Annotated in this window: 1 protein-coding gene (running past one end of the window); it reads right to left on the bottom strand. The window is 67.9% G+C overall.

The window, feature by feature from the left end:
- A protein-coding gene (locus AC51GR_RS03755; protein ID WP_496323283.1) for a non-ribosomal peptide synthase/polyketide synthase crosses the window boundary here: on the bottom strand, positions 1-24,759 show its 5' portion. The gene continues 9,156 nt to the left of window position 1, outside the view; 24,759 of the gene's 33,915 nt are visible here — the first part of the coding sequence; its start codon is at positions 24,757-24,759; its stop codon lies beyond the left edge, outside the window.

Raw genomic sequence — 24,759 nt, 5'->3', positions numbered from 1 at the left:
GTCCGGGTACCGGGTCCGCAGGATCTCGTGACGGTGCACCACGTCGGCGACCGCGGCAGCCAACGCGTCGGTGTCGAGCTCGCCCGACATCGCGATGGCGGCCGGGATGTTGTAGGCCGGTGATGCCGTGTCGAACTGGTTGATGAACCACATCCGACTCTGGGCCGGGGACAGCGGCACCCGATCGGGACGTGGCCCGGCGATCAGCGGTGGACGATCGCGGCCACCGTCGGCCCGCTCAGCCAACTGCGCGAGTCCGGCGACCGTCGGTTCGACGAACAGATCACGGACGGCGAGATCCGATCCCACCGCCGCGTTGATCTGGGCCACCACGCGCGTTGCGGTCAGCGAGTTCCCGCCGAGCGCGAAGAAGCTGTCGTGGATACCCACGACATCGACTCCGGCGAGATCGGCGAAGATGCCTGCCACGATCTCCTCGACCGGCGTCCGCGGCGGCGCGTAGCCCTCGGTACCGGCGAAGACCGGCTCCGGCAGCGCCTTTCGATCGAGTTTGCCGTTGATGTTCAGCGGCATCTCATCGAGCGGTACGACCAGCGCGGGCACCATGTACGCGGGCAGTTCCTCGGCGGCAGCGGCCAGGACGGCACGGGTGTCCGGCTGCCCGGCGCCCTCGGTGACCACATAGGCCACCAGCTGCTCACCCACGTGCGGGTCACTGTGGACGGTCACGACCGCGGCCTGTACCTGCGGCGACTGCAGCAGGACACGCTCGATCTCACCGAGCTCGATGCGGAATCCGCGCACCTTCACCTGGAAGTCGCTGCGCCCGGCGTATTCGAGCGTGGGCGATTCACCGGCGACCGGGACCCAGCGGGCCAGGTCACCGGTGCGATACATCCGGGTTCCGTTGGCGCCGAACGGGTTGGCGACGAACCGTTCGGAGGACAGGTCGCTGCGACCCTGATAGCCGCGGGCCAGCTGGGCACCGGCGAGGTACAACTCACCGGTCACCCCGTCCGGCACCGGCTGCAACCGGGTGTCGAGGACGTAGACCTGCGTGTTCCATTCGGGGCGACCGATCGGAACGACCGCACCGATCGTCGCGGGCACCGGTTGGTGCGTGACGCTGACCGCAGCCTCCGTCGGGCCGTACAGGTTGTGCAGCTGCGGCGCCGCGGCGGAACCGGCGGTCAACTGCCGGAACCGGTGCACCACATCGGGAGTCAGTGCCTCACCGATGCAGAGCACATGGACCAGCGACGTCAGCTGTTCGGGCCGGGCATCGGTCAGGAACGCCCCGAGCAGGGAAGGCACAAAGGTCACGGTGCTCACGCCGGTGCGCTCGATGAGTCCGGCGAGATAGACCGGATCCCGATGACCCTGCGCGTCGGCGACGACCAGACGGGCACCTGCGGTCACGGCCCACCAGAACTCCCAGACCGACAGGTCGAAGGTGGCCTGGGTGCGCAGCAGCAACGCATCGTCGTTGCCGAGCCGGAACTCGGCGGTGATCCAGCTGAGCTGGTTGACGATTGCCGCATGCGACACCGCCACGCCCTTGGGCCTGCCGGTGGAACCGGAGGTGTAGATGACGTAGGCGGTGTTCTCCGGGCGCAACGGTGCCAACCGGTCGCTGTCATCGATCTCGTCCCCCGACACCGACGAGGTGTCGAGTTCGGTCAGATCCAGGACCTCGACGGTCTCGGGCAGACCGGACGGCCGCTCCCCCGCCACCAGCACCATCACCGGTTGCGCGCTCTCGACGATGAAACCGATGCGGTCGACGGGATGATCGGGATCGATGGGCAGATATGCGCCACCGGCCACCGAGACCGCGTACATCGCCACCAAGAGATCGAGTGAACGTGGCATGGCCAGTCCGACAATGGTTTCCGGGCCGACACCGCGATCGATCAGGAGCCGGGCTGTGGCGTTGACCCGCGACCGGAGTTCGGCGTAGGTCACTGCCGGGCCGCTGTCGCACTCGATGGCGACGAGTTCGGAGTTGTCGCTGCACGACTGCGCCAGTGCGCCGGCCAGTGTGCCGGCAGACAGCACCACCGAGGTGTTGTTGCGTCCCCGCAGCACCTCCCGACGGCGGCGTTCGGTCAGCATCGGCAGATCACCGACGGCGGTGAACGGCTCCGCGATGATCTCACCGACAAGCGTCACAAAATGTCCGGCGAAGGTGTCGACCGTCTGCGCATCGAAGAGATCGTCGGCGTAGGTGAACACCGCGTCGAGGCCGGCCGGCCGGCCCTCGTCGTCATAGTTGTCGGACAGGATCAGTTGCAGGTCGAATTGGGCAACGCCATCGGGCAATTCGACGGGCTCGATACTCAGCCCGGGCAGCTCCAGACTGGACCGCTCCATGTTCTGGAACGACAGACCGACCTGGAAGATCGGATGATGCGCGGTGGAGCGGACCGGGTTGAGGACCTCCACCAGACGCTCGAAAGGCACATCGGCGTGGGAGAACGCCTCTGCGTCCCGATCGCGAACGGCATCGAGAAGTGTGGTGAAGCTGCGGCCGAGATCGATGTCGGTCCGCAACGCCAGCGTGTTGACGAACATGCCGATGACACCCTCGACCTCACTCTCGCCACGACCGCCGATCGGTGTGCCGACAGTGATGTCGGTGTTGCCGCTCAGGCGGGCCAGAAGCAGGGCGTAGGCACTGTGGAAGGCCATGAAGGTGCTCGCGCCCCTGGTGCGCGCCAGATCCGCCATGCCGCGGTGCAGGTCCGCCGAGATGCTGAACGCATGCTGCCGACCGCGCAGAGACTGCACGGGTGGCCGCGGGCGGTCGGCGGGCAGTTCCAGCTGATCGGGCGCACCGTCGAGATTGCGCTTCCAGAAGTCGATCTGCTTCGACAGCAGGCTGTTCGGGTCTTTCTCGTCACCGAGGAGTTCGCGCTGCCAGATCGAGTAGTCGGCGTACTGCACTGCCAACGGTGTCCAGCGGGGGCTCTGGCCCTGTGACCGCGCGGCGTAGGCCATTGCGAGGTCACCGACAAACGGTGCCACCGATTGGCCATCGGCCGCCACGTGATGGATGACCATCGCCAGCACGTGCCGGCTCGGGTTGACCCGCAACAGGCCGATGCGCACCGGTACCGCGGTGGTCACGTCGAATCCCCGCGAGACGAATTCGCGCATCGCGTCGGCGACCGTCTCTTCGGTTGTCTCGAGGAGCTCGATCTCGGGTGTCGCCTGGGCCGGCGTCAGGATCACCTGATGCGGTCCGGACGGCGAGTCCGGGTAGATCGTCCGCAACGACTCGTGCCGGGCCGCCACGTCGGCGATCGCCCGTCGCAGGGCCGGCAGGTCGAGATCGCCGACCAGGGCGACCGCCGCCGGGATGTTGTAGGCGACCGAGTCCGGATCGAATCGGTTGAGGAACCACATCCGGGTCTGGGCCAGTGACAGCGGGATCCGGACCGGACGAGGGCGCGCCACCAGTGGCTGCCGCTGCGTCCGCGCACCGGGGTCCGAGGAGATCCGCTGCGCGAGTTCGGCAACGGTGGGAGCCGCGAACAGCTCCCGCACACCGATCTTTCCGCCCAGGGCGGCACTGGCCCGCCCGACCACCTTGGTGGCACTGAGCGAGTTGCCACCGAGGTCGAAGAAGCTCTCGTCGATGCTGACCTGGGAGACGCCGAGAACCTCGGCGTAGACCTCGGCCAGGGTCGCCTCGATCTGATTGCGCGGCGCGATGTATGCCCGCTCGCCCACGGTGAACACCGGCTCCGGCAGCGCCCGGCGATCGAGCTTGCCGATCGGGGTGAGCGGGATCGAGTCCAGCAACATGACAACCGTCGGCACCATGTGCTGCGGCAGATGTCGTCCGACTGCTGCTTTGAGCGACTCCACGTCGATCTCACGATCGCGCTTGGCCAGGACGTAGGAGACCAGGACGTGATCACCCTGCGGACCCGGAGTGCCCAGGGTGACCGCGAAGTCGACGTCCGGCTGCGCGTCGAGCACTCGGTCGATCTCGCCGAGTTCCACGCGGAAACCACGGATCTTGACCTGGAAGTCACTGCGGCCCACATATTCCAACGAGTCGGGGTGCACATCCGCGTCGGTGCTGTACCGCACGAGGTCACCGGTGCGATACAGGCGCGACCCGGGTTCGCCATAGGGATCGGGCACAAACCGTTCGGCGGTGATCTGCGGACGGTTGAGGTATCCCCGCGCCACGCCGGGTCCGGCGAGGTACAGCTCACCGACAACACCACGCGGGACCACGCGCATCCTCGAGTCCAGGACCCGGGTGGTGACCCCGCGCAACGGAGACCCGATGGTCACCCGGTCGCCGGCGTCGAGGGCAGGCGTGATGGTCACGATGACCGTGGACTCGGTGGGACCGTACGCATTTCGCAATGCGCCCGGCCAGCGGTCGGTCAGTTCCGGAGGACAGACGTCGCCACCGACGACAACCGAGCGCACCGAGTCGAGCCCGGCGGGGTCGACCGTCATCAACGCGGTCGGCGTCATGACCACGTTGGTGACCTGTTCGGCGGCGATCAGGTCGGCCAGTTCGGAGCCACCGAAGACGTCCTGGGGTGAGACGACAACGGTTGCACCGGCGGTGAACGCGGCCAGCAGTTCGCCGACCGACGTGTCGAAACTCGGTGAGGCGACATGCAGGAACCTGGAATCGGGGCCCACGTCGTAGTGCTCGCGCACGTCTTGCGCGAGGTTTGCCAGGCCGCGGTGTGTGACCACCACTGCTTTCGGCCTGCCGGTCGAACCGGAGGTGTAGATCAGGTAGGCGACCTGGTCGAGTCGCATCGGGCTGATCCGGTCGGCATCGGTGATGGCGGCACCGGCGTCGTCACCGGCGCCCAGCTCGTCGATGTCGTGCCAATCGACCACAGCGGGCAGATCACCGGAGTCGGGGGCGACGGTGATCCCGAACAGCGCCCCCGAGTCGTCGAGCATCTCCACAATGCGTTCGCGTGGGTAATCGAGGTTGATCGGCAGGTAGGCGGCACCGGTCTTCGCGATCGCCCAGGTGCCGACAACAGAGGCCAGCGAGCGGCGGGTTCCCAGTGCCACAACGGTTTCCGGTCCGGCGCCCGCCGAGATGAGTCGACGCGCGATGGTGTTGGTCAGGCGATCGAGCTGGGTGTAGGTCGGCTCGCGGCCCTGGCAGGACACGGCAACACCCGACGGATTGATCCCGACCCCGCGACCGAGTAGCTCGGGCAGCGTCTGTGGCGTCGTGCCCGCCGGTCCGGACACCGACACCAGATCGGCGAACTCCTCGTCGCCGAGCACGTAGATGTCGCTGACGACCACGTCGGGGTCCACGGCCACCGCGGCCAGGATGCGGTTGAACCGTTCGGCGAAATTGTGGATCGACGACGGGTCGAACAGATCGCTCGCGTACGTGAACAACCCGGCCATCGCCGCGCCCGGTTCGTCGTTGTCGCCGATCGACAACTGCAGATCGAACTTGGCGACATCGAAGTCGGCACGTAGGGGCGACACCCGCAATCCGGGCAGCGTCAGTTCGGGGACCTCGTTGTTGTCGAAGGACAACGCCACCTGGAACAGCGGATGGTGCGCGGTCGAACGGGGCACGTCGAGCACTTCGACGAGGCGCTCGAACGGTATGTCGCCGTGCGCCATCGCATCGACGTCGGCCCTGCGCACCGCAGCGAGAAGGTCGGCGAACGTCTCTTTGGGGTCGACCTCGGTGCGCAGTACGACGGTGTTGACGAACATACCCACGAGCGGATCGAGCGCCTGCTCACCACGTCCGGCGATCGGGGTGCCGACAGCGATGTCGGTGACCCCGCTCATCCGCTCCATGAACACGGCCAGTGCCGCATGGATCACCATGAACATGCTGACGTCGTGCGTCCGGGCGATGTGTTGCAGCGCTTCCCGGACCTGGGCCGGTACCTCGAACTGGTGGCTGCCACCACGCAGCGACTGTGTCGCCGGCCGCTGATGGTCCGTCGGCAGATTCACCGACTCCGGCAGTCCGGCCAACGTCTTGCGCCAGAACGCGATCTGCTGGGACGCGAGCGAATCGGCGTCCTTCTCGTCGCCGAGGACCTCCCGCTGCCACAGCGTGAAGTCGGCGTACTGCACGGTCAGCGGTTCGAAGTCGGGGGCCGCGCCGGATCGACGGGCTTCGTACGCGCGCAACAGGTCCGCGAACAGGGGTGCCATGGAGGCACCGTCGGCGGCGATGTGGTGGACCACCATCATCAGCAGGTGTTCGGTCTCCGACACGCGCATCAGCACGATGCGGATCGGCAGTTCGGCGGTCACGTCGAACCCGGCCACCGCGTGCCTGCGCAGTTCCGCCTCGATCGCTGCCTGGTCGGCGCGCACCTCGATCTCGCGGTAGATGTCGGTCACCGCGGCGTCCGCGGCGTGGATCACCTGATGCGGTCCGTCCGGTGAATCCGGGAACGTGGTGCGCAACGACTCGTGACGCTGTGCCACATCACCGATGGCCGCGCGGAGGGCCCGGACGTCGAGTTCGCCGGACAACCGCAGCGGCAGCGGCAGGTTGTATGCCGGTGAGCTGGTGTCGAACTGGTTGATGAACCACATCCGCGACTGGGCCAGCGAGAGCGGTATCCGCTCGGGCCGTTCGCGGGCGGCGAGTACCGGACGGGTGGAGACCGCGCCGGAGCGCGAGGCAGCCAGTTCCGCCAGCTCCGCAACGGTCGGATGGTCGAAGATGTCGCGGACGGTGATCTCGATGCCCAGGGCCGCGGCCACGCGAGCCGCCACCCGTGTGGCGCCGAGTGAGGTGCCACCGATGTCGAAGAACGAGTCCGTGGCGCCGACCTGCGTGGCCTTCGCGACATCGGCGAACACCGCCGCCACGGCCCGCTCGCCCGCGGTCCGCGGCTCCACGTGGTGCCCGTCCGAGCTGCCCGACTCCGGCCGCGGCAGGGCGGCACGGTCGAGTTTGCCGTTGACCGTGAGCGGGAGCTCCTCGAGGATCATCACGACGTCCGGAACCATGTAGCTGGTCAAGAACTCCGACACCGCTGCCCGGACCTCGCCGGACACCAGGTCCGTTCCCGACTCGGGGACCACATAGGCGATCAGACGTTCGCCGGTGGACAGGCCCGGCATATCTGCGCCTTCGACGAGCGTGACCGCCGAGGCCACACCGTCGATCCGCAGCAGCGCTGCCTCCACCTCACCGAGTTCCACCCGGAATCCGCGCAGCTGCACCTGAGAGTCGCTGCGCCCCAGGTACTCCAGTTCGCCGTGGGCGTTGCGACGGGCAATGTCGCCGGTCCGGTAGAGCCGCTCGCCGGGGGCACCGAACGGGTTGGCGACAAAACGCGAAGCGGTCAGATCCGGTCGATCCAGATAGCCACGGCCGAGCTGGACGCCCGAGACGTACAGATCACCTGACACACCGGTCGTGACCGGATGCAGACGGCTGTCGAGCACGTGTACCCGCAGACCTGCGATGGCGTCGCCGACCACCGACGACGTCGCCTGCGCGGCGAACTCCCGGTCCAGACGCATCCGCGTGACATGCACGGTCGTCTCGGTGATGCCGTACATGTTGACCAACACCGGGGCGGTATCGGCATGCCGGGAGAACCATCGGTCGAGCTGCCCGAGATCGAGCGCCTCGCCACCGAAGATCACGTACCGCAGGTTCAGATCGCCGGATACGGCCACCCGATCCGCCTCGGCGAACTGATAGAACGCCGACGGCGTCTGGTTGAGTACCGTCACCTGTTCCCGCACCAGGAGTTCGCGGAACTCGTGCGGCGATCGCGACGTCGCGAAATCGACCATGACCAGCGCACCGCCGTGCAGCAGCGGGCCCCACAGCTCCCAGACCGAGAAGTCGAACGCGTAGGAGTGGAACATCGTCCACACATCGTTTTCGTCGAAACCAAAGTCGCGCTGCGTGTTCCGCATCAGTGCGACAACCGTCTCATGGGCGATCACCACACCCTTGGGGCGACCGGTCGATCCCGATGTGTAGATCACGTATGCGGTGTTCGCCGCGGCCAGCGGCCCGGCGAGTTCGCTCTGCGTGACCGGCGACCCGTCGAGGGACGCGAGGTCGTCGGCAACCGACGGTGCGTCGAGCACGACAGTGGCCGGCAACTCCGCGGACAACGCAGCCCGGTGTTTCTCGGTCATCAGCACCAAGACCGGCGCGGCATCGTCAAAGATGTACTGCAGGCGCGCAGCCGGGTGGCTGACGTCGATGGGCAGGTAGCCGGCACCGGATTTCAGCACCGCCAGCAGGGCCACCACGAGATCAGCGGTTCGGTCGAGCGCGATCGCAACCAGCTTCTCGGGACCGGCACCGAGGGAGATCAGCAGCCGGGCAAGCCTGTTCGCGCGTTCGTCGAGCTGGGCGTAGGTGATGACGGTGTCGCCGTCGATGAGAGCCCGGTTGCCGGGAGTGCGCACGACCTGTTCGTCGAACAACTGCACCAGGGTCGCGTCGCGTGCCGACCCCTCCCCCGACTCGATGATGACCGAGGCGAGCATGCCGGTGAACTGCTCGGCAAAACCGACCGCGGAGTCGCCCTCGAGTAGTCCGGGAAGCAACGTCGACAACGCGACCGTGATGGCGGCCTCGGCACCGACGCCGACCGCCGCCAGTGTCACCACGAGCTCGGTCGACTTGGCATGCAGGGCGCCGTAGGTCACATCGGTACCGTTGTGCGAGAGCGCGATTCCGTCGGGGTTGATCCGCGCCGCGGTTTCCAGCAGCTCCGAGAGCGACTTGCCCTTGAGCTCGGCAAGGGCCGAACCGAACCCCTCCGCCTCTGCACCACCGACCGACCGGTCGAGCGATCGGCGTTCGGCCGCGGTCAGGATGTCGATGTCCCCGACGACAACGTCCGGATCGGTGGCGATCGCGGTCAACACCGAGAGGAACCGCTGTGACATCGCCTCGACGGTCGACTCGTCGAAGATGTCCACCGCGTAGTCGAGTACCGCGTCGATACCGCGTCCCCGGCCGTCGGTTCCGAACGATTCCGAAACACTGAGCCCCAGATCGGATTTCACATAGCGCAGCGGCGACTCGAGTCCGCTGACCTGCAGACCGGGCAGCGTGACGGTCGGGATGTCGATGTTCTGCATCGTGAGCATGGCCTGCACCAGCGGCGCGTACTTGCGCGAACGGACCGGCGCGAGTGCTTCGACAACCTGCTCGAACGGCAGGTCGGCGTTGTTGAACGCGGCCAGGTCCGACGCCTTCGTCTCGGCGAGCATCGAGCTGAAGGACGCCGACGAATCCACCCGGCTACGCATCACCAGGGTGTTGACGAACATGCCGACCAGTCCTTCGACCGCCGAGGCATTACGTCCGGCGGTCGGGGTGCCGACCGCGACATCGACCGAACCGCTCAACCGCGACAACAGGATCGCGTAGGCGGCGTGGACCACCATGAACAGCGTGGTCTCGTTGTCCTTGGCGATCGCGTTCAACCGCTGCTGTAGGTCGGCGCCGATCGTGAACCGGACCTCACCGCCGGCCACCGACCGCTGATCGGTACGCGGTCGATCGGTGGGGATGTCCAGCAGCTCGGGGAGCCCGGCGAGGTGCTGACGCCAGAAGGAGACCTGCTGCGAGACAATAGACTCCGGATCCTCTTCGGATCCCATCACCGAGCGCTGCCAGATCGCGTAGTCGGCGTACTGCACCGCCAGCGGCCGGAACACCGGCGAGCTGCCCGCGGCGCGCGCCGTGTAGGCCGACATCAGGTCGGTGGCCAGCGGTACCAGCGACGAACCGTCCGCCGCGATGTGGTGGATCACCAGGAGGACCACGTGATCATCGGGTCCGACCTCGATCAGCAGCGCACGCAACGGAGGCGCCGCGGTGACGTCGAATCCGCCGGTGGCCATCTCGAGGCACAGCGCCAGCAGCTCGTCCTCGGAGCCGACGGTTCTCGAGATCAGCGCCGGTGCGGCCTCGTCGACGGTCAGGATCTTCTGGTACGGACCCTGAACCGAATCGGGGTACACCGTGCGCAGGATCTCCTGCCGCTGCACGACATCGGTCAGGGCCGCGGTCAGGGCGGCCTCGTCGAGCCGTCCCCGCAGCCGCAGGCCGAGAGGGATGTTGTAGTCCGCGGCATCGGGGTTGAGCCGGTTCACGAACCACATCCGCTGCTGCGCGAGTGAGAGCGGGATCCGGTCGGGCCGCGGTTGCGGCGTCAACGGCCGGATGGGCATGCCATCGAGATCCGGTGAGGCACTGATCGCCTCGGCGAGATCTGCCACCACCGGTGCCTCGAACAGGATCCGGACACCCAGACGCACACCGAGGACCTCGTTGATCCTCGCGATGGCGCGGGTGGCGGCCAGCGAATTGCCACCGAGATCGAAGAACGAGTCGTCGGCGCCGACGGTCTCGACACCCAGCACGTCGGCGTAGGCCGCGGCGATCGCGTGTTCCATCGGTGTGGACGGTTCCCGGTGTTCGGTTGCCGCGGAGGCGAACTCCGGCGCCGGCAGCGCCCTCTTGTCGAGCTTCCCGATCGGGGTCAGCGGCACCTCGTCGAGGAACACCATCGAGCTGGGGACCATGAACTTGGGCAGGAACCCGCCGGCATGGTCGGCGAGATCGCGCGCATCGATCGTGGCACCGGGCTTGAGCTTCAGATAGGCCGCCAGCGCGGTGTCACCGGAGGGGCCGTCGACACCGATCGTCACCGCGAAGTCCACCGCGGGATGACCGGCGAGCACCGCGTCGATCTCACCGAGTTCGATGCGGAAGCCGCGGACCTTGACCTGCTGATCAGAACGGCCCATGTAGGCGACCTCGTGGCCGAGGTGTCCGTCGGGACCGGTGACCGCGACCCACCGGACCACGTCACCGGTGCGATACATCCGGTCACCCTGGGGTCCATACGGATTGGCGACGAATCGGGTGGAGGTCAGATCCGGCCGGGCGCGGTAGGCGCGGGAGACGCCGGGTCCGCTGATGTACAGCTCACCGGGGACGCCGACGGGTACCGGATGCAACCGGCTGTCGAGCACCAGTGCACTCACGCCCGCGATCGGGGCACCGATGGTGATCGGTGCACCGACCGTCATCGGATCACTGATGTTGGTCATGATCGTGGTCTCGGTGGGGCCGTACCCGTTGTACAGACGGCGACCGGGAGCCCAGCGCTGCACCAGATCCGACGGCACCGCCTCGCCACCGGCGACCACGTCGGAGAAGTGTGGCAGCCCCTGCGGGTCGATCGACGCCAGGGCGGCCGGCGTGATGAACGCATGCGTGACCTGATTGTCGGCCAGCAGTGCGTGGAGCTCGGCACCGCCGTACACGCCGGGCGGCACGATGACCATCGTGGCGCCCGCACCCACGGCCAGGAGCAGTTCGAGGATCGAGGCATCGAAGCTCGGGGACGCGAAATGCAGTGTGCGCGAGGACTTCGTGGTCCGGTAACGGCGTCGCTGCTCGTCACTGAAGGCGGCCAGACCGCGGTGCGTGACCTCCACGCCCTTCGGCTTCCCGGTGGTGCCCGAGGTGTAGATGATGTACGCACAGTTCGACACCCGCACGTCGCCGCGTCGTTCGGCGGCGCCGATCGGGTCGCCTGCGTGACGGTGCAACGCCGGATCGTCGATGTCGAGCCAGTCGATGGTCTGCGGCAGCCGCATGGCGTCGACGCGACGCGTCATACCGATCCGCGCCCCTGAATCGGCGAGCATGTGCGCCACCCGGTCGGCCGGATAGTTCGGGTCGACGGGCACGAACGCCGCGCCGCTTCGAGCAACCGCCCACACCGCCAGCACCGATTCGATGCTGCGGGTGATGCCCAGTGCCACCACGTCTTCGGGTCCCAGACCGCGCGAGATCAATTCCCTGGCGAGCCGGTTCGACCGGTTGTCGAGCTCGCGGTAGGTCATGGCCTGCTCGCCGCAGATCAGCGCGACACCATCGGGATCGGCGGCTGCCGCCCGGTCGAGCAGGTCGATCAGGGTTGCCGGTTCCGGCGCGGGTACACCGCGCACGGGGACCAGGTCGGTTCGTGCCTGCTCGTCGAGCAGTTCGATCTCACCGATGAGTACATCGCTGTCCGCGACCATGCCCTGCAGGATCCGCAGGAGCCGATCTGCCAGCGCCTGCGCGGTCGACGGGTCGAAGATGTCGGTGGCGAAGCCGAGGAATCCGGCCAGTCCGGCGGGCTGCCCGTTCTCGCCCCACTGCTCGGTGAGTTCGAAGGACAGGTCGAACTTGCTGAATGCGGTGTCCACCGCACCGGGGGTCACCTCGAGGCCTTCGAGTTCGAATGTGGGCCGGGCGTTGTTGTTCAACCCGAACACCACCTGGATCAGCGGCGTGTGTGCCGTTGATCGACTCACCGTCAGCGTGTCGACGATCTGCTCGAACGGGACGTCGCTGTGGTCGAACGCATCCAGGTCGCGGGCCCGGACGTCGGAGAGGAAGTCACCGACCGACCGGTCCAGGGGTACATCGGTCCGCAGGACCAGGGTGTTGACGAACATCCCGACCACCGGGTCGAGTTCCGCGGCGCCGCGTCCGCCGACGGGGGTCCCGAGGGCGACATCGCGATCAGCTCCGCTGCGGGCCAACAAGATTGCCACGGCGGCGTGCAGGACCATGAAGCTCGACAGTCCGCGGGCCCCGGCCAGGGCCACCACCTGCTGATGCAACTCGGCGGGCACGAAGAACAGGTGGCTGCCACCGACATCACTGCGCACATTCGAGCGCGGACGGTCGGTGGGCAGACCGATCACCTCGGGCATGCCGGCCAGATGTGCCCGCCAGAAGTCCAGCTGGGCCGCTGCCGCACCTCCGGGTTCGTCGGCGGCACCGAAGTTCTCCTGCTGCCAGATCGCGAAATCGGTGTACTGCACCGCAAGTGGTGCCCATCCGGGCGCCCGGCCCTGGCGGCGGGCCTCGTAGGCGGTCAGCAGATCCGACGCCATCGGACGCATCGACAATCCGTCCGAGGCGATGTGATGGACGACGATCACGAGCAGGTGCTGTTCGCGGTTGTCGCCGCCGACCTCGTCGTCGGGCTCGATGCGCCACAGGGCCGACCGGAACGGCACCGTGGTGGTGACATCGAAACCGACCCGGGCGAAGGCCTGGAGGCGTTCCCACACCTGGTCCCGTGCGATCGAATCGAGACGGAACGGCGGCAGGGCATCCATCACCGGAACCACCACCTGCTCGGGTCCGTCGGGCCCCTGTGGGTAGACGGTCCTCATCACGTGCTGGCGATCGACCAGATCGACCAGCGCCGCACTGAGCGCCTCGACGTCGAGTTCACCGGTGAGCAGGAGCGTCATCGGGATGTTGTAGGCACCGGACTCCGGGTCATACCGATTGATGAACCACAGGCGTTGCTGTGCGAGCGAGAGCGGTATCCGCTCGGGCGCAGGGCCTTCCGGCTTCACGAAACGGGTGACCGCGGGCCCGGGCCGGCCGGCCCCATCGGTGCGGCGCAGTTCCACGAGCGCGGCCAGTTCGGCCGGGGTCACCGCGTCGAAGACATCGCGCAGCCCGACGGTTGTGCCGAGCGCATCGGACAACCGGTTGGCCAGCCGGGCGGCGCTCAGCGAGTTGCCACCCTGCTCGAAGAACGATGCGGTGGCACTGACCCGATCGACGCCGACGGTGTCGGCGAAGACCCCGGCGATGATCTCTTCCAGCGGTGTCCGCGGCGCCACGAAGGACTCCGCATCGTCCTGACCGAATTCCGGCGTGGGCAACGCCTTTCGGTCGACCTTCCCGTTCGGGTTGAGCGGCAGTGCGTCCATGACCATGATTGCCTCGGGCACCATGTAGTCGGGTAGCACCTTGGCCAGTTCGGCCCGGACCGCACCGACGTCGAGTCCCGGATCGGCGCCCACGTGGGCCGCCAGTCGGCGGTCCGAGGACTCGCCGTGTGCCGACACGACAGCTTGGCGGATACCGGCCAGCGCCGTCAGCGCCGATTCGATCTCGCCGAGTTCGATCCGCAGACCACGGACCTTGACCTGGAAGTCGCTGCGTCCGACGAACATCGCGTCGCCGCCGGGTAGACGACGCACCAGGTCTCCGGTGCGATACATCCGGGATCCGGCCGCGCCGGCGGGATCGGCGACGAAGCGGGCCGCGGTGATGCCGGGCATCCGCCCGTAACCACGGGCAAGTGCCACCCCGCCGATGTAGAGCTCCCCCACCACACCGATCGGGACCGGACGCAGTCGCTGATCAAGGATCTTGTGGGTGACGTTCGGGATGGTGTGTCCCAGTGTGATCGGCCCGATGTCCCGGGCTTCACCGTCGGCGTTGGGCGCATGATCGGCCAGCGGCACCCACCGCGCGGCCGTGGTGGCCGCGGCCTCGGTGGGTCCGTACATCGACAGCATCGCGGTGTCGGTCCCGAGCAGGCTGCGATAAGCGCGCGGCGTCAGGACCTCGCCACCGGTCGCCACCGTGGCGAGCGTGGTCAGCACGTTCGCGGCATCGAGTTCGGTGAGCAATTCCAGTGCGCTCGGCGCGACGTTCAGCAGGGAGATGTCCTCGGATCCGATGATGCCGAGGATCTCCGCGGGGTCGAAACCCTCGGTGACGAGGCGGATCACACCGCCGACCCGCAGCGCGGTCCAGATGTTCTTCTGGGTGAGGTCGAACCGAGGTGACGAGGCGATGATCACCGTGTCACCGTCGGAGAACCGGATCTTCTCGCGGTACCAGCCCCACATGTTCAGCAGGCCACCGGCCGGCACCAGGGTCGGTTTCGGTCGTCCGGTGGACCCGGACGTGGTGATCACATAGCCAAGGCGCAGGTCGGCGCCGGGCTCGGACCAGCGGTCCGGCAATCCCGAGGCGTCGAGCCTTCCCAGTGCGGCATCGGTCGTGGCGTCGCCGAGTTCGATCAATTCCGCACCGGCGGTGTCGATCCCGGCACGGAGCTCATCGGTGACCACATCATGATTCGCCACGACAACCCGCACACCGGCATCGGCGACGATCGCGACCGCACGGTCGGCCGGGCCGGTCGGATCGAGCGGAAGGTACGCCGCCCCTGCCTTCCAGGCGGCCAGCAGACCGATGATCCAGTTCGCCGACCGCGTGGTGAGCAGGCCGACGACGTCATCGGGACCGATGCCGCGCGAAATCAGTTCGGTGGCAAGCTGATTGGCTGACCGGTCGAGCTGGCGACGGGTCAGCGACCTTTCCGGGCTTCGGATGGCCGGGGCATCCGGGTTCTCGCGGACGCGCGCATCCCAGTCGGACAGCGGCGTGGTGGCCGCCGGAATCGCAGACTCCGACTCCGTCACCAGACGCGCACTGCGGTAATCGGTGAGGTCGCGCCCATCGAGAAGACGCGCGGCATCGGCGATGACGTTGTCGAGGGCGACGGCGAAACCGTCCGGGGCCGCCACGATGGTGGGGACCAGACTGGTCAGGACGACCGACGCGATCGCATCGGCGTCCATCCCGCGCTCGCCGAGCGGACCCGACAGCTGACCGAAGCGATCACTGAAATCGCGGTAGGTGATCGCGACACCGTCGACATCGAGCGCCACCGCATCGGGATCGATGTCGACCGCGGCGGCGAGGAGCGCGGCGAGGTCTGCGGCGCTGTATGCCGGGGTGGGTTCGGCCGCGGGCTCCGGGGTCTGCGAGGCGAGTTCGTCCTCGAGGTGTTCGGCTGCGGTGAGGATGTCGATGTCCCCGACCACGGCGGTCGGGTCGGCGGCGATCGCCCGCGCCAGGATCTCGAAGCGCTCGGCGATGGCGGTCACCGTCTCACGGTCGAAGATGTCGGTCGCGTAGGTGATCCGGCCGCCCAGTCGGCGACGGCCGTCGGCGTCGACGGTGTCGTCGATGGCGAACGTCAGGTCGAACTTGGCGCCCTGGATCATCCCGTCGGCGACCTCCACGCTCAGACCGGGCAGGTCGACCGAGGCGGTCTCGTTGTTCTCGAAGGACAACATCACCTGGAACAGCGGCGAATGGGACTGCTGGCGGCGCGAGACCAGCGCCCCGACAACGCTCTCGAACGGGATGTCGTCATTGGCGAAGGCGTCGAGATCGGCCACGCGCACCCGGGTGAGTACCTCGTCGAAACGATCCGCCGGGTCGATCTCGGACCGCAGCACCACGGTGTTGACGAACATGCCGACCAGATCGTCCAGAGCGATGTGGTCACGTCCGCCCACGGGCGTGCCGACGGTGATGTCCGACGAACCGGACAGGCGCGCAAGCAGAGTCGCGACGATGGCGTGAACCACCATGAACAGCGACGCCTGCCTGCCCTGCGCATAGGCGTCCAATGCGGCCACGACATCGCCGGGAACGGCCAGCGGTACCGATGCGCCCTGCATCGTGCGCCGGGCCGGACGCGGCCGGTCCAGCGGCAGGTCGACGACCTCAGGCACACCCGACAGCGCCGTGCGCCAGAAGTCGAGCTGGCGGGCAGCAACGGAGGCCGGATCGTCCGGCGAGCCGAGCACTTGCCGCTGCCAATGCGCGTAATCGGTGTACTGCACCGGAAGTGGCGTCCAGTGCAGCTGCGGATCGGCACCCGCGGTCCGGGCTGCGTAGGCGGTCACCAGATCACGGGCCAGCGGGGCCATCGAGGCACCGTCGGCGACGATGTGGTGGACGACCACGATCAGCAGGTGTTCGCCACCGGCGCGTAACAACCGGGCCCGAACCGGGGCCGTTTCCGTGACATCGAAGCCGACAGCGGCGAACTCTGCTGCCGCCGAGAACATTTCGTCGGCGCCGGGGACGTCCACCGGGTCCAGATCGACCTGGACATCATCCACCGACAGCACCCGCTGGTACGGACCGTGGGCCGTGTCGGGGAAGACCGAGCGCAGTGTGTGCTGGCGGTCGAGGACATCGGCCACCGCGGCGGCCAGGGCCTCGACATCAAGTGCACCGGACAGTCGCAGAGGCAGCACGATGTTGTACGCCGGGGACTGCGGGTCGAGGCGGTTGAGCAACCACATGGCCTGCTGGGCGAGCGAGAGCGGTGGCCGCTCCCCCGACCCGCCGGCGACGAGTTCGGGCAGATCCGCTTGCGCCGGTGCGGTGTCGAGGCACCTGGCCAACGTTTCGACGGTCGGGTTCTCGAAGATCTCACGCACCGCCACACGGCGACCGACGAGCGCACTGATGCGGGCCGCCGCCTTGGTGGCCACCAGCGAGTTGCCGCCCAGATCGAAGAACGAATCACTCACGCCGACCGACGACAGTCCGAGCACCTCCGCCAGCACGGTGGCCAGCATCCGCTCGGTGTCCGTCGAGGGTGCCGCACCGGCCGAGGCCAGGGCTCCCAGGTCGGGTTCGGGCAGCGCCGATCGGTCGAGTTTGCCTGATCGGGTCAACGGGATCTCGGTCAGGAAGACGATCGCGGCGGGCACCATGTGGGAAGGCAGCCGCTCCCCGACGAAGTCCCGGACCGCTTTGGGGTCCAGGGGTTTCGACGCGAGCACATGCGCCACCAATGTGGTGACGCCCGAGGGCATCCGGGCACCGGAGGTGACTGCGAAGTCGATGTCGGGATGGGCCGACAACGCGGCGTCGACCTCACCGAGTTCGATGCGGAAGCCACGGACCTTGACCTGGAAGTCGCTGCGTCCGACGTACTTCACCTCGAGGCCACCGGATTCGGTGCGGACCCACCGCACCACGTCACCGGTCCGGTACATGCGGGCACCGGGTGCGCCGTGCGGATCGGCGACGAAGCGTTCGGCAGTCAGCGAGGCCCGGTTCTGATAGCCGCGGGCCACCGCCGGACCGCTCAGGAACAATTCGCCGTCCACGCCGACCGGGACCGGCTGCAGACGCCGATCGAGGATCAGCGACGTCAGTCCACGCACCGGCGAGCCGATCGTGATCTCACCGGCAGGGGCCATCGGTCCGGCGATAGTCGCGACAATCGATGTCTCGGTGGGTCCGTAGGCGTTGAACAAGCGCCGGCCGGGGGCCCAGCGCGCGACCAGCTCGGGTGGGCAGGCCTCGCCGCCGACGACCACGGTCTCGAGGTGATCGAGGCCCGCGGGATCGACCGAGGCCAGCGCGGCGGGTGTGATGAAGGCGTGGGTGACGCCGTATTCGGACAGGAAATCGGATAGATCGTCGCCGCCGTAGATCTCGGTCGGGGCGATGACCATGGTGGATCCGTGCGCCAGCGCCAGCAACAACTCCAGCACGGAGGCGTCGAAGCTCGGTGAGGCGAAGTGCAGGGTGCGCGAATCCTCGGTCAGCGCATAGCGATCCGACTGGTGCGCCGTCAGGCTCGCCAGGCCGCCGTGGGTGACGACGACACCCTTGGGGACCCCGGTGGTACCGGAGGTGTAGATCATGTAGGCCGGGTTGGCGATCCGGACCGGTCCGGTTCGGTCGGCGTCGGTCAGGGGTGCGGTCGATTCCCGCGAGATCGCGGCGGCGGTCTCCTGCGAATCGAGTTCGAGCCAGTCGACCGTGTCCGGTCGCACCGATCGCCAGGCCGACGTCGAAAGCCCGTATACCGCAGCCGAATCGGCGAGCATGTGTTCGATGCGTTCGGCCGGATATTGCATGTCGACGGGCAGATAGCCGGCGCCGGTCTTCGCCACCGCCCACAGCCCCACCAGGAAGTCGATCGAGCGACCCATGCCCAGTGCCACGATCTGGTCGGGTCCGATCCCACGGGCGATCATGATCCGCGCCAGCGCATTCGACCGGGTGTCGAGGTCACGGTAGGTGATCGAGCCGGTCGGTGACACGGCAGCGTCGCGATCGGCACCCGCGGTGGCCGCCGCGGCGAGCAGTTCGGGGAGCGTGTCGAAGGCGGTCTCGCCGGAGCCCTGCACGCCGAGTAGTTCGGTCCGCTCCGGCGCGGACAGGACCTCTACCCGGTCCACCCGGATCGACGGATCGGTGGAGATCTCGCCGAGCACCCGCAGGAACATCTGCAGGATCTGCTCGGCCTGGTCCCGGGTCACGCTGTCCGGCAGGTATTTGGCCGAGAGCCGCAGTCCCGGTTCGGTTGTCGCGATCAGCGTCAAGGGGTAGTGGGTGGCGTCGAGGATGTCGGCATCGACGACGGCCATCCCGTCGATCGAGGCGGCGGCGGTGAGCGCGCTGCGATCGAAGGGGTACGACTCGTACACCATCATCGTGTCGAACAGTGCGTCGGCGTCGGTGGCCGCGGTGATCTCTGCCAGGCCGATGGTGTGGTGGTCGAGCAGTTCGGTCTGCTCTACCGCAACCCGTCTGACCAGCGCGTCGAGATCGGAGTCGTTGTCCAGGCGTACCCGCACCGGCAGCGTGTTGATGAACAGTCCGAGCATCGACTCGATACCCGGCACCTGCGGCGGACGGCCCGACACCGTGGTCCCGAAGATCACGTCGTCGCGACCGGTCAGCCGCGCCAACACGATGCCCCAGGCCGTCTGCAGAGCGGTGTTGAGCGTGGTGCCGGCGCTCCGGACGTATTCGGTCAAGCGGTGCGAGATGTCCTCGGCGACATCGACCTCGACCACGTGTGGGACCTGACCGGCACTGTGGGCGGTGGCCGCCGGGAACAGCGTGGTCGGTTCGCTCACGCCGGCCAGGGCGGCGGTCCAGGCGGACAGCGTCGCGTCGGTCGACTGCGACCGCAGCCAGGTCAGATAGCTCCGGTAGGGAGCGGCCGGGTGCAGCGCCTCCGCGTTGCCGCCGGCACGGTAGATCTCGAGCAGGTCGCCCATGAAGATCGGCATGGACCATCCGTCGAGCAGGATGTGGTGATTGGTCACCACGAAGCGGTACGCCGCGGGGCCGCGCCGGATCATCGTGAACCGGATCAGTGGCGCAGCGTCCATCTCGAACGGGGCGATCCGTTCCTGATGTGTCAGCTCCGCGACCCGGGTCTCGGGTTCGTTCTCGTCGACGTCGGTCAGGTCGTGCTCGGTCCACGGCGCGTCCACGTGGGAGGCGACCACGGCCAGCGCCAGGCCCTCGCTGTCGGTGACAAACCCGCTGCGCAGGTTCGGATGTCGGTCGATCAGCGCCTGGGCGCTGCGCCTCATCCGGTCCGGATCGACGCCGGTCAGGTCGAGCACCATCTGCGCGGCATAGACATCCATCCCGCCTGCGGCGAGTTCGGCGTGGAACAGCAGTCCCTCCTGCAGGGGGGTCAGCGGCCACACATCGACGATGTCATCGAACCGTCGCTCGAGCTCATCGACCTGCCGCTGCCGCAGATCCACCAGCGGCAGATCGGACGGGGTCAGCCCACCGGCTCCGGCCGACGAAGCATGCCGCGCAATCGATTCCAGCGCCCGGGTCCACAATTCTGTGAAGCGGTCCACCGCGGCGTCGTCTAGCAGCCCGGCGGGGTATTCGATCGTGGCCGAGAACTGCGGGCCGGCCGCGGATTCGGTCACCATCGCGTTGATGTCCAGTGCGGTCCGAACCGGCACCGCGGTGCCCCGGTTGCCCCGTAGGGCGCTCTCTCCATCCGGGATCCAGGGACCCGACATGCCGGTACCCGAGAGCCGGCCCAGGTAGTTGAACCCGATCGCGGGTTCGGCGAACTGTGACAGTTCGGCGGCCCCGGCCTCGTTCAGGTACCGGAGCAGGCCGTAGCCCACGCCGCGCCGCGGTACCGAGGCGAGTTGTTCCTTGACCGCTTTGACCAGGTCTCCCGCGGCGACCCCACCGGTCATCGCATCATCAACGTCGATGTCGTCGGTGCGCAGGAGTACCGGGTAGGCGGTCGTGAACCAGCCGGCGGTCCGGGAGAGATCGGATCCGGCGAGCAGCTCTTCCTCGCGGCCATGCGCTTCGAGTGCCACGACGATCGACCGCCCTGATGGCCGGGTTCCGCTGTGTCCGTTGCCTGATTCTTCGTCACCCTCACGCAGCCAGGTGGTCGCCGCCAACGCCAGGGCTGCGAGCAACCCGTCGTTCACGCCACCGTGGAAGGCCTGCGGGACCCGCGTCAGCAGGGTGTCGGTGAGCTCCGGCGAGATGGTGAACTCCCGGCGCCGCAGTGTGGCCACCACGTCGCGGGCGGGATCGACCCGCAACGTCTGATCATCGATCGCCCCGAGCACCGAACGCCAGTGGTCGAGTTCGCCGAGGAGCTCGGGCTGCGCGGCCAGTTCGGTCAGGTGGTGAGCCCAGCGGCGCATCGAGGTGCCGGTCGGTGCGAGCACCACCTCATCACCCGCGGCGGCCGCCGCCCAGGCAATGGCCAGGTCCGGCAACAGGATCCGCCAGGTGACACCGTCGACAGCGAGATGATGGAGCACGATCAGCAACCGCCGGCCGACCTCGGGAGCCCAGTCACCGGTCACCACCGTCACGGACATGATCGAGCCCGTGGCCGGATCGAGCGCCTCGGTGGCATCGAGGGCAGCGGCGGCGACGGCCTCGTCGAACGCCACCGTCCCGGGCGCCGGGTCCACCGTGATCTCTGTGACCGCAACGTCTCTGGCGTCGGCGATGGGGTCGATGACGTGGTGGAGGCGCCCGGATTCGTCACCGAACAGGCGCGAGCGCAAGATGTCGTGGTGGGCCACCACGGCGGCAAGCGTGCGGCGCAGGGTGTCGTCGGAAAAAGGCTCGGGGGCGGGGACCACCACGGACTGGGAGAACGCTCGCGCATTCTCGGGCTCGGCCGCCATCCACCGCATGATCGGCGTCAGCGCCACCTCGCCCACTGCCCCACCGGGCAGTTCGTGGACCACGGACGCCGAACCCTCGGTTCTGGCGACCCCGGCCAGTGCGCCGATGGTGTTGTGCTCGAAGACCTCTCGCGACGAGAAGTGCAGACCGATCGCCCGGGCGCGGGAGACCAGCTGAATGGACATGATGCTGTCGCCACCGAGACCGAAGAACGAGTCGTCGAGTCCGACCTCCGAATGTCCGAGCAGGTCGCCGACGAGGCCGGCGATGGCCCGCTCGGCGTCCGTGACCGGCGGCCGGAATGCGGTGGTCCGTACCGAGAAATCGGGCGCGGGCAGCGCCTTTCGATCGATTTTGCCGCTGGGCCCCAGGGGCATCTGCGGTAGTTCGACGAACGCATCGGGCAGCATGTAGTCGGGAACCAGGGCCGCGACCGTGTTCGTCAGGGCCGCGGTGTCGATCGGCGGTTGCCCGGCGGCTCCGACCACGTAGACCACCAGTCGCTGACCGTGTTCGCTCTCGTGGACCGTCACCACAGCCTCGCGAACCGCCGCATCCGACCGCACCGCGGACTCGATCTCCCCGAGTTCGATGCGGAGGCCACGGACCTTGACCTGGAAGTCGCTGCGTCCCAAGTACTCCAGGGATCCATCGGCCGACCAGCGGACCAGATCGCCGGTGCGGTACATCCGCGTTCCCGCGGGCCCGAAGACGGACGGCACATATCGTTCGGCGGTCAGATCGGCCCGGCCGAAGTAACCGCGGGTGAGTTGTTCACCCGACAGGTAGAGCTCGCCGACGGCGCCGACCACACACGGCCGCAGTTGCCGGTCGAGCACCCAGGCCTGGCAGTTCCAGACCGGGCGGCCGATCGGGACGCCCCGTTCGACGTCCGGTCCGGTTGATGCGGATGTGGCGTGAACGGTGAACTCGGTGGGGCCATAGAGGTTTTCGATCCGGACACCGGGGAGGTCCCGGGCGCCCTGGCGCGCCAGATGCTCACCGAAGGCCTCACCGGCCACGAGCAGCAGTCGCAGTGCAACAGGGTCGATGGAACCGTTCTCACCGAGGAAGAGCTGCAGCATCGACGGCACGAACGAGGTGGCGGTGACGCGTTCGGCGGTGATCACGTCGAGCAGGTACTGGGGGTCCAGATGCCCGTCGGGCCGGGCGATGACCATCTTGGCACCCACGGTCGGTGCGAACAGTTCCCACACCGAGACGTCGAACGTGGTGGGGGTCTTCTGCAGGACGACGTCGTCGGGACCGATTCCGTAGTGCCCGGCCAGCCAGGCCATCTGGTTGACCACGGCGCGATGTGGGACCGCCACCCCCTTGGGCTTGCCCGTCGAGCCGGAGGTGAACAGGACGTAGGCCAGAGCCTCGGGACGCAGGGCGCGCTCGTCATCGGTCAGCGGCGCATCCGAATATCCCGCGAGGTCGACGTCATCGAGTTCGACGACCTCGACACCGGTGTCCGCGACCGCCGCCCGATCGGCGCCCTCGACCACGACACAGATCGGGGCCGCGGTCTGCAGGACATCAACCGTCCGGCTCCGCGGATGGTCCGGATCGATCGGCACGTAGGCGCCACCGGCCTTGAGTACCGCGTACAGGGTCGTCACGAGCTCGAGACCGCGGCGCAGGGCCACCCCGACGCGGACGTCGGGGCCCACGCCGACAGCGATGAAATGGCGTGCGAGCCGGTTCGTCCGGGCGTCGAACTCGGCGAAGGTCATCTGGCGGGACCCGTCGACGAAGGCCGTGGCATCCGGGGTCCGCTCGACCTGGCGGCCCCACATCTGGATCAGGTCGGTGGAATCGACCGGGTGCGCAGTGTCATTCGGGGCCACCGTCGTCGCCGTGATCTCAGCCGCCGAGCCCAGGGTGAGCGAGCCGACCGGCGTACCCGCGGGTGCCTGCAGCAATCGGCCGAGGAAGTCGGTGAAGCGCTCGTGGTGCCGGGTCAGGTCGGCGTCGGAGTAGGACTGCGGGTTCGCCTCGAAGTCCACCCGCAGGTTCGAGCCCGACACACCCGGATACAGGTTCATCGACAGGTCCTCGACGGGACCGGTGGTCAGCACGTGCAGATGTCCCACGACATCGCCGAGTTCCAGGATCGGATGGAACATCATCAGGTTGATCGACGGTCCGAACAGGCCGCGCCGGCCGGTGCCCTGACCGAGATCGCGGCGGATGTCCTCGTGCCGATAGAGCTGCCGCCGCAGGGCGCCCGTCAGCTCCGTCTGCACCGCTGCGACGAGTTCGTCGATCGTCGTGGCCGGAGCGACTGTCAGACGCAGGGGGACGATGTTGGAGACCATGCCGCCCGCTCGCCGGAGTCTGGCGGTGTTGCGGCCCGAGACGGGCAGGCTCAGCACGACGTCTTCGCTGTCGGTCATCCGGGCCAGGTAGGCCGCGAAGGCGGCGATCACCGTCGGCGCGGTGCTGCCTCCCGTTTGCCCGGCCGCCTCGTCGAGCTGTGCGGCGATGTCGTCGGGCAGGGTGGCCGAGGCCAGCTGCGAGTAGGCGCCGGGAGCGGCGCGGTGCGCGGACAGGGACAGCGGGCCGGGCAGATCGGCCGTGCGCTGCAGCCAGTACTCGCGGTCCTTGACGAAGCGATCCGAATCCCGGTACTTGCGTTCGTCCGCGAGGATGTCGGGTAGTGCGGCGCCCTTGGACGGCGCCGGCTCACGTCCGGCCACGAGCGCCGAGTAGACCTCGGCGATGCGGGTGACCGTGGCCATCGCACCGAATCCGTCGAGGGCGATGTGGTGGGTACGGACGTACCAGAAGTGGTGGTCCTCGCCGATGCGCAGCAGCGAACTGACCGTGAGCCGGTCGGTGAGCACATCGACGGGTCGGCGGTATTCCTCACGCATCCATCGTTGCGCGGCGGCATGCGGATCCGGTTCGGCGGAAAGGTCGACGAACTCGATGCTGTCGTCGATCGACTCGTCGACGAACTGGAGCGGTAGCGCGTCGGTCTCGACCAGGCTCAGATAGGCCGAGCCCATCTCCCGGCCGGCGACCTGGGAGGCCCGGCTCAGCAGGTCCGCATCGATGTGCCCGACCAATTCGACGTACTGCGCGATATTGATCGGAATCTCACCCAGGGCTTGCTGGGCGAAATAGATTCCACGCTGAGCGGCCGAAAGTTCAAATACTGCGTCACCGGGCAT

This window comes from Williamsia sp. z71, from assembly GCF_059553375.1.
The sequence above is the reverse complement of the archived record's forward strand: the minus strand, read 5'-3'. Positions and strand labels throughout refer to the sequence as shown.